Here is a 12,700-nt window from a genome sequence, read left to right on the forward strand (position 1 = left end):
TACGGCAAATGCCGTATTTTTATTTTTATTATATTACAAGATATTTGTAGTGTAACTTTAAATAACTTATTATGAAAATTTTGTGTACAGCTCTACTTGTTTTTTTCATCTCATTCCAAGTACAAGCTCAATCTGAAGGAGGTGATGCTGTCCCCGTTAATAATACCAATAAAGGTAAAGTAGATACCAACGATTTGGCAACTAAAATCATGAACAAAATAAATGCTTGTAGTGATGTTGCTTGTTTTGTAACTTTTTATAACTCTATGGCCAAAGTATGTTCTGGTTTCTCAAATGAGCAATCTGGTAAAAAAATTATAGCAGAGATTTTAAAATTAATGGATAAAAAACAAGACGGTGTGTTGTTTGATATTTATATGTCTAAAAGTAACAATCATCAAAAATACTTCTTAAAATGTGCTAAATTACTTCCTACTGATTTACAAACTGAATTAAGTAGGAAAGCGAGAGAATATTTAAACCGAAATAATTAAAACTCAAAAAAGCTAAATACATTACCGCCATAACGTTTATCATAACTATGATTTTTATGGCCAGTTAGGTCTGTGTATTTAGAGTGCTCAATAATTAAAACTCCTTCTTCGTTTAGGAGTTTTTTTTCGTTTACTAGATCAGCAATTTTTAAAAACTGTTCAGTTTCAAAGTTGTATGGCGGATCAGCAAAAATCACATCAACTTTTAAAGGAGTTTTTTCTAAGAACTTGTAAACATCACTTTTGTAGGTGTTTATGTTTAACTCTAAAGTTTTAGCTGTATTGTAAATGTACCTAATGCAGTTAAAGTTAGCATCTATTGCATAAATTTCTTTAGTTCCTCTAGAAGCAAATTCATAGCTAATATTACCTGTTCCAGAAAATAAATCTATTACAGAAATACTATCAAAGTAATAATGATTATTTAAAATATTAAACAAAGATTCTTTAGCCATATCTGTAGTTGGACGAACAGGTAAGTTTTTAGGAGCAGACAAACGTCTTCCTTTTAATTTTCCGGAAATTATTCTCATGAACCTAAAAGTATGTAATTATCGTGAGTAGATAAATTTAAATTTTTAAAAATTGTGTTTTTACTTTCTTTAAAAAAAACATTTCTAATGTACTCAAAAGTAATTTTATAAATTTCAGACTCCAAACTTATTTTCCCCATAAAGTAGAGAGGTACCTTTTCTGTATCTAATTTTAACTGTTCAAAAGCAAAAAGGATGTAATAGATAAAATCTTCTTTAGAATGATAAGAAAAAGAGTTTGCAAATTTTAGTTTCTTTCCATCAAGTATAATAACATCAAAAGTAGAAAAAGAAACATTTACATAAACCTTTAATGTTTCTATACTGTTTTTAGATATTAATTTTTCTATTAAAACTGAAATATGATGTTTGTAAGTAAACTCTCCAAAGTTTTGAAATAAGTAATTATTAATATTTATATATGGCACATAAACGTTATTACTATTGTTGATTTCAATGTTGTCAAAAGCAATAAAATCTGTCTTTAGTGTTTTGATATTAAAATCTAGGTAATTAGAAAGTTTCTCTTCTTTAAAATATTTTTGGGGTACTAATGTATATAACTCATTTTGATGAATTACTAAGACCGAAGAGAACTCTTTTTGCAGATTTAAGTCTGAGGTAAAAATAGAAGTTATTATTTTAAGTACCTCTTCTGGAGAAACTTGTTTTTCTTCAAATAAATATTCTGAAAAAAATAGCGCCTCTTTAGTTAGATTGTCTTGGATGCAAAAAGAAAATCCATCCAAACTAAATTGGATGGATAATCTAATATCTTTTGTTTTTTTTAAAACAGTATTACTATTCGTTTTCTTCACCTTTCTTTTTATCGTAAGAAGGTGGCCAGTTTCCACCAGTTGTCACTTCTTCTAAAGAACCTACAGAAATATACTCTCCTTTAATTTGATCAGTTGCTATAGCCTCTAATTCTTGTTTTACTAAAGATTCGTTCATACCCTTTAAGATATCTTTCTTTTCTGTTTTTACATAGAAAGTTGGTACAACTAAACCTGGTATTTTTTCAACAGTTCCTATCTCAACATCAAATTCTTTACCTTCAACACTAGGAACTTTAAACATGTTCTTATAGTCTGTATCTTTAAAATATTTTAAAACAGGTTCAAAACCAATAGTGTCAGTTTTTCTTTTTTCAACATCAACAATAATTCCACCACCTCTATTTTCTTTCTCTACAATTGTTGTGGTTTCAGTTAAAGCTAATTTAGCAGTATCAATAAATTGAATTAAAGCAGCTTTATCTTTTGTATATTTTCCTGTAACTTCAAAATGTTTTACTTGTGCATCTCTAATAATCTTTAGTTTGTCAACTACTTTAGCGAATTTTTTTACTTTATTTTTATTAAAGTTGATAGGCTCCATTATTCCAGTCCAAATTTTAACAACTAAAAATACAGAAAGTGCTAATAATAGAAGAGAAGCTATCCATCTTAATTTTAAAGGTAAAAATTTTACTATAACTATAGCTATAAGTACAGCAACTAAAACTGCTGCTAAAATCATTCCAAGTAATCCCATTTTAAATATATTTTTTTAATAGTCTTTAGGCAAATCTACAATTTTTTTTTTATGATAAAAACTTTTATTTGCAAATCAATGTATCTTTGTTCTTTAATTTTTTTATGATAGATAAAAGTAACATTTTTTACCAAGAGTTGTTAAAGAAATTCCATTTTTCTCCAACAAAAAAACAAAGTAAATTATTACTTTATTTGAGTGATTTTTCTCTACAAGAAGAAAAGAACACCATTTTTTTATTAAAAGGATATGCAGGTACAGGAAAAACAACTTCAATAAGTGCTTTTGTAAACAGTTTATGGAAAATTGGAAAAAAAGCAGTTTTACTAGCACCAACTGGTAGAGCAGCCAAAGTAATTTCTACTTATTCAAAAAGATCAGCTTTTACCATTCATAAGAGAATTTATTTTCCAAAAAAATTAGCAAATGGTTCAGTAGATTTTGTGTTACAAGATAATAAGTTTCGAGATACTATTTTTATTATTGATGAAGCATCTATGATTCCAGATGGTAGACAAAACCAGCAATTATTTGATGCACGTTCTTTATTAGACGATTTGATAAGGTATGTTGATAGTGGAAAAAACTGTAAATTAATTTTTGTAGGAGATACAGCACAACTTCCACCAGTAAGACTTGATGTTAGTCCTGCTTTAGACACCTCAAGTTTAGAAAGAATATTTCAAAAACAAATTACAGAGATAGAGTTAGATGAGGTGATGAGACAGCATAAAAACTCTGGTATTTTAAGCAATGCAACAGCATTAAGGTTTTCAATCCAAAATAACAACACAGATTTTAAATTTGATTTGGAGTTTCCTGATATCATTAGATTAGAAGATGGTTATGATATAGAAGATGCATTGGTTTCTGCTTATGACAATATAGGTTTAGAAGATACTGCTTTTATAGTGCGATCTAACAAAAGAGCTAATTTGTATAATCAGCAAATTCGTATGAAAATTAGAGGTCAAGAAAATGAAATTTCAGCTGGAGATTATGTTATGATTGTAAAAAACAACTATTTCTGGTTAGATGATAAATCTGCTGCAGGATTTATTGCAAATGGTGATATTTGTGAAGTACTTAAAATATTCTCTATAAAAGAGTTGTATGGTTTTAAGTTTGCTGAAGTAGAGTTAAGAATGGTTGATTATTTAGACATGAAACCTTTTGAAACAGTTCTGTTGTTAGATACTTTAATAAGTGAAAGCCCTTCTTTAACTTATGAAGAGTCTAATAGGCTTTATGAAGCAGTTAGAGAAGACTACCTAGAAGAGAAATCTAAATTTAAACAGTATCAACTTATAAAAAAGAATATTTATTTTAATGCATTACAGGTTAAATTTTCTTATGCAATAACTTGTCATAAATCTCAAGGTGGACAATGGAAAACAGTTTTTATAGAACAACCTTATTTACCTGAAGGTGTTTCTAAAGAGTATTACAGATGGTTATATACAGCTGTAACACGAGCGCAAGAAAAATTATATTTGATAGGTTTTAAAGATGAATTTTTTAGTGCCTAACGTAATAAATAATTGATAGAAATTCGACCATATTTATGTCCATAATCGTATCTTAAATCTTTAGATTTACTTGTGTTGTATAAAAACGAATATCCAAAATTAAAACGATTAGCAGTAAAGAGAATTCCAAATTCTAAATTAAAAACTAATGGGATAATTTCTTTAGTAACTCCACTAGAAGTATTTAAAAAACTTCCTTGAAGTGTTGCATCGTATAATGCATACTGAACAGTAGATTTTAAGTATATAAATGATTCAATTTCTCTTTTAAAACGAGTGTTTTCGTCATTAATATTAGTTCCAAAAGCAATAGAATTCGCTAAACTTTGTAAAGGTTTAAAGCCAAATCTAGAATAAAATCCTGATGATACGTTTGTATAAACAGTACCAATATTTACTTGATTAACCCAAGAAATATCAAAATTATCTTTTTCTGTTTTTACAACTCTTTTTAAAAATTGAGCACCTAAATTAAGAGCTAAAGCATTTTTAATTTGATACTCCCATCCAATAGCATTTTTAAAACCATAAATATTATGAATGAATTCTTGTAGTTCTTTTCCAAATGCATTTGGACCAATAAAACCTAAACGTAAAGAAGTATTAAAAATTTGTTGGTTTTTATAAATCCTTTTGATATTGAAACCTCCATATAAGTAACCTGCAAATGGTCTGTCATGAAAAAAAATGTTTGGAACTGTAGACACATAAGGTGTAAACATTTCATGACCCAATTGCCACTCAAAAATTCTTTTTTCTAAATGTTTCTTTTTTTTCTGAGAAAGATACCTGTAATTTATAAAAATACCACTAGTATAATAACGATCTCTTATGCTAGAAACATATAAATCGTTATCTGTTACCAAACTTATTTCTTTAGAAAACTTTTCTTGTGAAATTACAAAAGAGGTAAAAAAAAATACAAGAATACAAGTGAAATATTTCATAGTTGACAAATATAAAATAACTTATTTAAAATGTTTGTTTTTTATGTTTTTCTAAAAAAAAGTAGTTATTTTAGAGCATTAAATAGATTTCATGGAGAACAAATTAGGATTGAGTTCAGATGATTTTCAAAATGCCAAAAATAAAGAAGAACTCTTGGCTTTGATTGAAAAAAAAAATAAAGCGTATCGAAAAGTAAAAAAAACAATTTCATATAATGAAGAGTTAAGATTACTTCAAATAGAATTAGTTAAGTTACAAAGGTGGATTTCTAAAAACCAGAAAAGAGTCGCTATTATTTTTGAAGGTAGAGATGCAGCTGGTAAAGGAGGAAATATTAGAAGGTTTATGGAGCATTTAAATCCTCGATCTAGTAGGTTGGTGGCCTTAAATAAACCAACAGAAGTGGAGAAAGGACAATGGTATTTTCAGAGGTACATAAAAGAATTACCAAATCCAGGTGAGATTGTTTTTTTTGACAGAAGTTGGTATAATAGAGCAGTTGTTGAACCTGTAATGGGTTTTTGTACCAATCAACAATACAAAGAATTTTTAGTTCAAGTGCCAGAATTCGAGCATATGATGTATGAAGATGGAGTTATCATTATAAAATTCTGGTTATCCATCACAAAAGATGAGCAATTAAAGCGTTTTGAAGGTAGAAATGAAGATCCTTTGAAAAGGTGGAAGTTTAGTCCCGTAGACAAACAAGGTCAAATTTTGTGGGACAAATACACCTATTACAAACGTGAAATGTTTTCTAAAACACATACTTCTTATAGTCCTTGGATGATGATAAAAACCAATGACAAAAAAATAGCAAGATTAGAAGCTATGAGACATGTGCTCTCTCAGTTTGATTATGATGGAAAAGAAGAAGCGCAGACAATTTTAAATCCAGATCCTAACGTAGTAATGCGTTACTATCGCTCTAACATCCATACAGATTAATTATGAATAGACAGTTATCAGATAAAGAAGTTCGAAAATTAAATAGTAAAAAAGGATTACTATCACTACTATCTAAAGAACCTTTAAATGTTGATAGAGCATTAAGATACATTGATTATCAACGTAAATTAAAGAAATTACAAGTAGAATTAATTCGTTTACAAACTTGGGCAATTAATAATGATGAGAGAATTATTGTTGTTTTTCAAGGAAGAGATGCAGCAGGTAAAGGAGGAGCAATAAGAAGAATTACAGAACGTATTAATCCACGTCATATGCGCATAGTAGCTTTGCCAAAACCTACAAAAGATGAGCAATCTCAATGGTATTTTCAGAGATATGTAGAGCAGTTTCCAAAAGCTGGTGAAATGGTTTTTTTTGATAGAAGTTGGTATAATAGAGCTGTGGTAGAGCCTGTAAATAATTTTTGTACTCAAAAAGAGTATGATATTTTTATGAATCAAGTTAATGATTTTGAAAGAATGATTTTAGAATCTGGTATTCACTTGGTGAAAATTTACATGTCTATTTCTAAAAAAGAACAAGCCAAACGTTTTGAAGATATTAAAAGTGATCCTTTAAAACAATGGAAAATGACAAAGTTGGATGAAAAAGCTCAAGATTTGTGGGACCAATATACAGAGTATAAAAATGCAATGTTCGAAAAAACTAATACAGAACTCTCTCCTTGGAAAATTATAAAAGCTAACAGAAAAACAGAGGCTAGAGTTAATGTAATAAATCACATTTTAGAGAGAATACCTTATGACAAAGATTTAGAAGTTTAAGAAATTAATTTATTTACTTCATTAAACAATAAATATATTTCTGCTGCAATTTGTTTGTTGGTATCAAGATATGTCTCATCTTGTTTATCTGTTCCGTCAGAAATTTTAGGATCTACAAACGGTAAATGAAATCTTGCAATTGCTTCAGGTATAAAAGGACAATTTGCATCTGCATTGTTACAAGTAGTAATGGCGATAAATGGGTTCTTATTATGAGCATGATCATATCGTTTTGAAAAACCTAAAATAGATTTCAAAGCTCCTGAAAATGAAATTAAATATTTGGGGTTTTGATGAGAAAAATCTGAAACTTGAAAAGTAAACCCTACCTTCTGTAACGTTTTTACAGTGTTTCTATAAAATGCAGTAACTTCAGTTCCTCCCGAAAATGCATTGATGTTTAACCCAAAAAAATCGGCAGCATAAAAAGCCCAAACTTGACCAAGTTGACTTCTACGAGAATTGTGTGTACAAATAAAATTAAGATTTACAACTCCTTTTTCTGTGTATTCATTTGCAATAAATGTTGAGATTTTAGAAAGTAATTCTTTTCTTTCTTCATTTATTACAATTGATTTTTGTGCACTTTTAAAGAAGTTATTAGTAGAAGTCTTAATCATCCTTGTTATTTTTGCACAAAGATACTATCATCAAAAATCATATTAAATTAAGAGAAAGTTAAGAATGTGTTTACAAATTGGAAATAAAGTAGCAGTTTTAGATGATGTTTTAAAAGGTAAAGTTGTAGCTATTCAAGGTAACAATGTTTCTATACAAACTACTGATGGAATGATTTTTAGCTTTCAAAAATCAGAGTTGGTAAAAATTGATGTTGAACAACATGAACTGTCTAAATATTCTGATATTAATAATCCGTTGTTAAAAGAGAAAATATCAGAAAAAAAGCAACAGAAAAGTCTTTTTAAAAAAGAAAAAAATGAAGTTGTTTTAGAAGTAGATTTGCATATAAATCAGTTGGTAAAATCAACCAAAAACATGGATAATTTTGATATGTTGAATCTTCAATTAGACACCGCAAAAAGAAAAATTGAATATGCCATTTCTAAAAGAATCTCTAAAGTTGTTTTTATTCATGGAGTAGGAGAAGGTGTTTTAAAATCTGAATTAAAAAGACTTTTAAATAAATATTCAGTAAAATTTTATGATGCCTCTTATAAAAAATATGGGTTAGGAGCTACCGAAGTTTATATTTATCAGAACCCTAAATAATTGTACTTTTGCCAAATGAAAACGGTTTATTTAGATAATGCAGCTACCACAAAAATTGATGATGAAGTCATAGAGGTGATGTATTCTTCTATGAAAGATAATTATGGAAATCCATCTTCTACACATCAATTTGGTAGAAAAGCTAAATCTGCTGTTGAAACTGCTAGAAAAAATATAGCCAAACATCTTAATGTTTCTGCTAGCGAAATTATTTTTACAGCAGGAGGTACAGAAGCAGATAATTTAATATTACATAATGCTGTTTTTAATTTAAATGTTACAAGAATTATTACTTCAAAGATAGAACATCATGCTGTATTACATACTTGTGATTATTTAAGAGATTCACATAATATTCAGATTGATTATGTAAATGTTGATGAGTTTGGGGAAATAGATATACATTATTTAGAAACACTTTTATCAACTTCAAATAAAAAAACATTAGTAAGTCTAATGTATATCAACAATGAAATAGGAAACATTCTTGATGTTGAATCTGTCAGTGGCTTGTGTAAAAAGTACAATGCATTATTCCATTCTGATACTGTTCAAGTAATTGGTCATTATCCACTGGATTTACAAAAATCACCTATAGATTTTATTGTTGCTAGTGCTCATAAATTCCATGGGCCAAAAGGAGTTGGTTTTGCATATTTTAAAAAAGGTTTTGGAATTTTACCAATGTTGCATGGTGGTGATCAAGAAAAAGGAGCAAGATCGAGTACTGAAAATGTACATGCCATTTTGGGTATGGAAAAAGCATTTGAAATAGCAATTTCTAATTTAAAAAAAGACAAGAATCACATTGAAGAATTAAAACAATATTTTAAATCTGAATTGATTAAATTAAATAGAAATATTCAATTTAATGGTTTTTCAGGTGAGTTGCATAAAGGAACTTACACCATTTTAAATGTACGTTTTCCTGTTCAAAATGATATGATGCTGTTTAGTTTAGATTTAGCAGGAATCTCAGTTTCTGGAGGAAGTGCTTGTCAAAGTGGTAGTAATAAAGGTTCTCATGTTTTATCAGAAATATTGTCTGATAAAGAGAGTAATAATACCTCTATTCGTTTTTCTTTTTCTAAGTATACTACCAAACGAGAAGTTGATATAACTGTATCTAAGTTAGTAGCATTACTTAACTAGAAATCTCTTAAGCTATACTTTTTGAGTACAACAATACCTATAAATATTGCTGTAAAAACAAGTAATCCATCAGTCTGAATTGATAAACCTGGTGGAGGTGGAGGAGTTACAGGAGGTACCATTTGTATATAAGCTAGCATATTTTAAATATTAGTTTAGCATTAAAGCATAGTGTATCTATTTTAAGAAATAGATACACTATTTTTTATACTACCTTACTAGTGTTTTTTCAATAAAAATGCCTTTTTCTGTTTCAATTTTAATAATGTAAATGCCTCTTCTAATTCTTTTTCTTGTTTTAAGTTTGATTTTTTTTCGTTGGTTTTTAATTGACCAACTGTCAATTTTACCTCTAAATAATTTGTACAAATGAATCTTAGAAACAGTAATCACTTCTTTTTTGTTTAGTATTATTTTTTTGTTTCTTGAATTATAATACACATTAAAGTAATCTTTAGGAGTGCTAATTACAGGTGTATTGATTGGTTCTTTTTCTTTTGAAAATCCTAGATAGAACCTATTTGAATAAGTTCCAGAAGCCAAGTTTATTTTTACCTTATTTGACAAATCATATATTGAGTCTGTAACTTTATCTTTCAGGTAAATAGGAGTGTTTATTTGGTTCTTTTCATCAATTCCTAAACTAATTTCACCACTGTAACTTAAACTAAGTTCTAAAGGAATCTCTAAGTCAGAGCTAATTTCTTGAACTCCCGCAATTGAATATTTTGATTCATCATTATCAAACTTCCAGTAAATATCTGTATTATTCAAATCAAATAACTCACTATCATAACCCTTTTCTTTTTTAAAAGTATTGTTTTTGTTAAAAGAGATTCCTATTTGTCTATGAATGGTTGGTTTTTCTGGTTCTTTATATTCCATTCCAAGTTTTAGAATTGGTAGCTCATCAGGATTTTTAAAATCGATTACAGGAAATAAATCTAATACATTTTCTAAAAGATTGTTTGATGTGTTTTCTGTACTTTCAGTATTGTTATTCTTTTTATATTCCCTTTGGCTATTGTTAAAAACTATTGGACCACCAGTTTTGCTGCCACCAACAAAGAATCCAGTTCCTACAGGAATATAATTACCAGGACTCCAATAACTATCATCATTAATAGTGGGTTCATTTGTATTATAATTATTACTAGGTACTAGATTTGCAGCAATACCCATGGCAATATTTCTTGTAGCATAACCACCAATATAACCACTAAATGAATGTCCAGCAATATTAGAAGTTTCGATATCTTTTTCTCCTGCATGTTGCCAAAAATATAATGTTCCGCTAATTGAGTTGAGATTATCTTCTATGAACTTTTTTGCACTAATTCTTGATGGATATGGGTTTCCTAACAAATAAGAATCTTCAGCACCTATATTTGAATTTAATTTTCCATCTTTAGCACTTCCAACAAAGGTGTAGTTCTGAAGTACTCCAGTGCCTTTCATTATAAAACCACTTGTTTGCCTTATTGCTCCAGTGCTTTTCTTTTGTTCGTAATTAGCACGTGTACCATTACTGCTCGAAAAAGTGTAAATCCAATAGTCTGCAATACTTATAGGGCTAGTTGCTTCACCATTATAACCAGAAACAAAATTAATATCTGTAATCTTAGAATCTATAGAGAGCGGAATAGTCCCATCTTTTAAAACATCAGCAATAGTATATGTATTTTTGCCGATAGAATTTACAGGGCTACTCAAATAGCTATATCTGTATATACTTTCTACTTTGGTTTTTTTGTCAATTAAAATTTTACCTAGACCATAAAATTGTTGTTCGTTTTTATGAGTTTGAATTAACTCAGCATTTTGAGCTAATCTAATTTCATCATCATTAGTTAGTAAATGAATGCTGTCTGTTACAACTAGTAATTTGTTATTCATTAAAAGTGTACTGCCGTTTTTGACACTTAATTTTCTTGCCTTAAAAGAATTGGTATTTTCTATATAGTCTTCTTTTACAATAACATGTCTAGATCTATCAGGGTAACCATTACTCCAAGCTCCATCAATTCTTTCTGTAGGGTTTATTCTATGCAAACCTAACAGTATATTAGATTCTTGATTTGCAGATATTATTTCTGAAAATAATGGGTCATGAGGGTGTCTTTCAGGACCACCAATAGTTAAATCTCTATAAGGATCTAAGTTATCGTTTACAAAAGCTACCCATTCACTAGAAGAGTAGTTTTTATTAGGCTTTGTAACTTCATCAATTCTTACATATGCAGTTGTATTTTCAATGTTCTTAGATACATCTATTCTAGATTGCCAAGTTAATTTGTTACTAGCTCTAGATATCGTAATTATACTGTTAGAATCAGAGAAATTTGTAATTAAATTATTAACAAAAGGAAGTTGGTTTAATAAAGGAATAGCGCTATTTCCATTTTTAAAAACTAATGATTCTCCAGGTTGAAGCTCTTTTGGGTTTCTTGTAATTTCATTAGGTGAAATTCCTGTTAAATCATCATTAGAATTTTTAAACAAGCTGATTAATATTGCGTTTTTTGGAATTATTGCTGTTGGATGAATGTTTGTAATCTCTATCCAATTTTCTGAAGAAGATTTTACTATTTGAGTAATCATTGGTGTTCCGCAAGCATTTATATCTTTATTTATTGCATAATGATATGCATCTCTAAAATTGGATTCTGTGTTAGTATTATCTGTTTTTTCTAAGTTGTTAGAAAATCCATTTGCCCCAAAATTTCCTTTAATAATTGCTTCGTTTAATGTTGAAATAGTGTCGTTATCTTCTGGGGTCTCGTAACTTTTAAAAATATCTGGGACACATGCTTCTAGAGCATCAGAACATCCATCACCATCAGAATCTAAATCCAAACGATTTGGAATTCCATCTCCATCTGTATCAATATCAGTCAATATAGAATAGGGTTGGTGTTCTAAATAATCAACTACTATTGAACCACCATGATTTTTAATCATTTTTATTTTTATAAACTGAGTACTCTTACTTAGTTTGTAATATGTTTTTTTAGAATAGTAGTTGTAATAATGAACAATATATTTTGGGTTTGAAGTTATATCCCCTGTTTTATTAGATTCTTCGATTAATAGTATTTTTTTACCATATTTTTTTGCAAATGATTTAAATGATAAGTATGTGTTTGCTGGTATTTCTTTTCCAAAATTTACAACTAACTCATCATTTATTTTATCAAATTCAGCACCTTTTCTATTGATGCCATCAGTTATATGATATTCCTTTTTTACTCCTTTATTTAACGTAAAAAGAGGAGAGCCATTTACAGTTGCACTTTCTATTTTTTTGTAAGAAGATTCTATTTTATCTAAAATTCCATCATTATCATCATCGATATCAATAGCGTCAGAGACTCCATCCTTATCGGTATCAATTGAAATTTTTAAAATATTCTGACCATAATTATTTATTGAAAAAATAAGTAATAATAGTATGCAAATATGGTTTATGGATTTTTTTCTAATTGTAGTTTTAAGCATATAGTATGTTTTATAGTGTTTACTATAAAGACTTACGTATTTTT

General features: G+C 28.4%; 13 protein-coding genes. 6 read left to right on the top strand and 7 right to left on the bottom strand.

What is annotated here, in order from left to right; translation table 11 throughout:
• Positions 1 to 71 precede the first annotated feature (71 nt).
• On the top strand, positions 72 to 494 hold the full coding sequence (locus FP421_RS04610) for a hypothetical protein (protein WP_159948080.1): 423 nt from the start codon (positions 72 to 74) through the stop codon (positions 492 to 494).
• On the opposite strand, the gene FP421_RS04615 is transcribed toward FP421_RS04610, so the two are convergent.
• From FP421_RS04615 to FP421_RS04625, 3 genes are read right to left on the bottom strand one after another with little or no spacing between them, the layout of a single operon-like run.
• A complete protein-coding gene (locus FP421_RS04615) occupies positions 491 to 1,027 on the bottom strand; it encodes an RsmD family RNA methyltransferase (protein ID WP_159948082.1) in 537 nt (178 codons plus the stop codon). The two genes, FP421_RS04610 and FP421_RS04615, sit on opposite strands and share 4 nt — an antisense overlap.
• Positions 1,024 to 1,845: a DUF3822 family protein gene (locus FP421_RS04620; RefSeq protein ID WP_159948084.1), complete on the bottom strand. Its 822-nt coding sequence runs from the start codon at positions 1,843 to 1,845 to the stop codon at positions 1,024 to 1,026. The genes FP421_RS04615 and FP421_RS04620 overlap by 4 nt, the downstream gene beginning before the upstream one ends.
• Complete coding sequence (locus tag FP421_RS04625) at positions 1,829 to 2,563, bottom strand: hypothetical protein (RefSeq protein WP_159948087.1); 735 nt, start codon at positions 2,561 to 2,563, stop codon at positions 1,829 to 1,831. The genes FP421_RS04620 and FP421_RS04625 overlap by 17 nt, the downstream gene beginning before the upstream one ends.
• Positions 2,564 to 2,667: 104 nt before the next feature.
• Between FP421_RS04625 and FP421_RS04630 the strand changes: the two genes are divergently transcribed.
• On the top strand, positions 2,668 to 4,092 hold the full coding sequence (locus FP421_RS04630) for an ATP-dependent DNA helicase (RefSeq protein WP_159948089.1): 1,425 nt from the start codon (positions 2,668 to 2,670) through the stop codon (positions 4,090 to 4,092).
• Here FP421_RS04630 and FP421_RS04635 read toward each other — a convergent pair.
• A complete protein-coding gene (locus FP421_RS04635; protein WP_159948091.1) occupies positions 4,089 to 5,039 on the bottom strand; it encodes a lipid A deacylase LpxR family protein in 951 nt (316 codons plus the stop codon). The two genes, FP421_RS04630 and FP421_RS04635, sit on opposite strands and share 4 nt — an antisense overlap.
• 91 nt (positions 5,040 to 5,130) lie before the next feature.
• Here FP421_RS04635 and ppk2 (FP421_RS04640) point away from each other — a divergent pair, with 91 nt between their 5' ends.
• The gene (gene ppk2, locus FP421_RS04640; protein WP_159948093.1) at positions 5,131 to 5,988 is read left to right on the top strand and encodes a polyphosphate kinase 2; all 858 of its coding nucleotides are present in this window, start codon (positions 5,131 to 5,133) and stop codon (positions 5,986 to 5,988) included.
• Between the two features lie 2 nt (positions 5,989 to 5,990).
• Positions 5,991 to 6,776: a polyphosphate kinase 2 gene (gene ppk2, locus FP421_RS04645; protein WP_159948095.1), complete on the top strand. Its 786-nt coding sequence runs from the start codon at positions 5,991 to 5,993 to the stop codon at positions 6,774 to 6,776.
• On the opposite strand, the gene FP421_RS04650 is transcribed toward ppk2 (FP421_RS04645), so the two are convergent.
• Positions 6,773 to 7,396 (bottom strand): low molecular weight phosphatase family protein, encoded by a 624-nt coding sequence (locus FP421_RS04650; RefSeq protein WP_159948096.1) that lies wholly within the window; start codon positions 7,394 to 7,396, stop codon positions 6,773 to 6,775. The two genes, ppk2 (FP421_RS04645) and FP421_RS04650, sit on opposite strands and share 4 nt — an antisense overlap.
• A 64-nt stretch (positions 7,397 to 7,460) precedes the next feature.
• Here FP421_RS04650 and FP421_RS04655 point away from each other — a divergent pair, with 64 nt between their 5' ends.
• Together FP421_RS04655 and FP421_RS04660 are read left to right on the top strand one after the other, a co-directional pair.
• Positions 7,461 to 8,006: a Smr/MutS family protein gene (locus FP421_RS04655; RefSeq protein ID WP_159948097.1), complete on the top strand. Its 546-nt coding sequence runs from the start codon at positions 7,461 to 7,463 to the stop codon at positions 8,004 to 8,006.
• A gap of 15 nt (positions 8,007 to 8,021) precedes the next feature.
• Positions 8,022 to 9,158 (top strand): cysteine desulfurase family protein, encoded by a 1,137-nt coding sequence (locus tag FP421_RS04660; RefSeq protein WP_159948098.1) that lies wholly within the window; start codon positions 8,022 to 8,024, stop codon positions 9,156 to 9,158.
• Here FP421_RS04660 and FP421_RS04665 read toward each other — a convergent pair.
• The gene (locus FP421_RS04665) at positions 9,155 to 9,298 is read right to left on the bottom strand and encodes a hypothetical protein (protein WP_159948099.1); all 144 of its coding nucleotides are present in this window, start codon (positions 9,296 to 9,298) and stop codon (positions 9,155 to 9,157) included. The genes FP421_RS04660 and FP421_RS04665 overlap by 4 nt on opposite strands.
• Before the next feature lie 70 nt (positions 9,299 to 9,368).
• Positions 9,369 to 12,656 (bottom strand): hypothetical protein, encoded by a 3,288-nt coding sequence (locus tag FP421_RS04670; RefSeq protein ID WP_159948100.1) that lies wholly within the window; start codon positions 12,654 to 12,656, stop codon positions 9,369 to 9,371.
• Positions 12,657 to 12,700 lie beyond the last annotated feature (44 nt).

This window comes from Polaribacter septentrionalilitoris (assembly GCF_009832745.1).
In the GTDB taxonomy this organism is placed as follows: domain Bacteria; phylum Bacteroidota; class Bacteroidia; order Flavobacteriales; family Flavobacteriaceae; genus Polaribacter; species Polaribacter septentrionalilitoris.

What these genes read in the sequence shown, in the direction of transcription:
- FP421_RS04665 (WP_159948099.1), bottom strand. Translation starts at nt 9,298, where the DNA reads ATGCTAGCTTATATACAAATGGTACCTCCTGTAACTCCTCCACCTCCA.
- FP421_RS04630 (WP_159948089.1), top strand. Translation starts at nt 2,668, where the DNA reads ATGATAGATAAAAGTAACATTTTTTACCAAGAGTTGTTAAAGAAATTC.
- FP421_RS04615 (WP_159948082.1), bottom strand. Translation starts at nt 1,027, where the DNA reads ATGAGAATAATTTCCGGAAAATTAAAAGGAAGACGTTTGTCTGCTCCT.
- ppk2 (WP_159948093.1), top strand. Translation starts at nt 5,131, where the DNA reads ATGGAGAACAAATTAGGATTGAGTTCAGATGATTTTCAAAATGCCAAA.
- ppk2 (WP_159948095.1), top strand. Translation starts at nt 5,991, where the DNA reads ATGAATAGACAGTTATCAGATAAAGAAGTTCGAAAATTAAATAGTAAA.
- FP421_RS04610 (WP_159948080.1), top strand. Translation starts at nt 72, where the DNA reads ATGAAAATTTTGTGTACAGCTCTACTTGTTTTTTTCATCTCATTCCAA.
- FP421_RS04660 (WP_159948098.1), top strand. Translation starts at nt 8,022, where the DNA reads ATGAAAACGGTTTATTTAGATAATGCAGCTACCACAAAAATTGATGAT.
- FP421_RS04635 (WP_159948091.1), bottom strand. Translation starts at nt 5,039, where the DNA reads ATGAAATATTTCACTTGTATTCTTGTATTTTTTTTTACCTCTTTTGTA.
- FP421_RS04670 (WP_159948100.1), bottom strand. Translation starts at nt 12,656, where the DNA reads ATGCTTAAAACTACAATTAGAAAAAAATCCATAAACCATATTTGCATA.
- FP421_RS04650 (WP_159948096.1), bottom strand. Translation starts at nt 7,396, where the DNA reads ATGATTAAGACTTCTACTAATAACTTCTTTAAAAGTGCACAAAAATCA.
- FP421_RS04625 (WP_159948087.1), bottom strand. Translation starts at nt 2,563, where the DNA reads ATGGGATTACTTGGAATGATTTTAGCAGCAGTTTTAGTTGCTGTACTT.
- FP421_RS04655 (WP_159948097.1), top strand. Translation starts at nt 7,461, where the DNA reads ATGTGTTTACAAATTGGAAATAAAGTAGCAGTTTTAGATGATGTTTTA.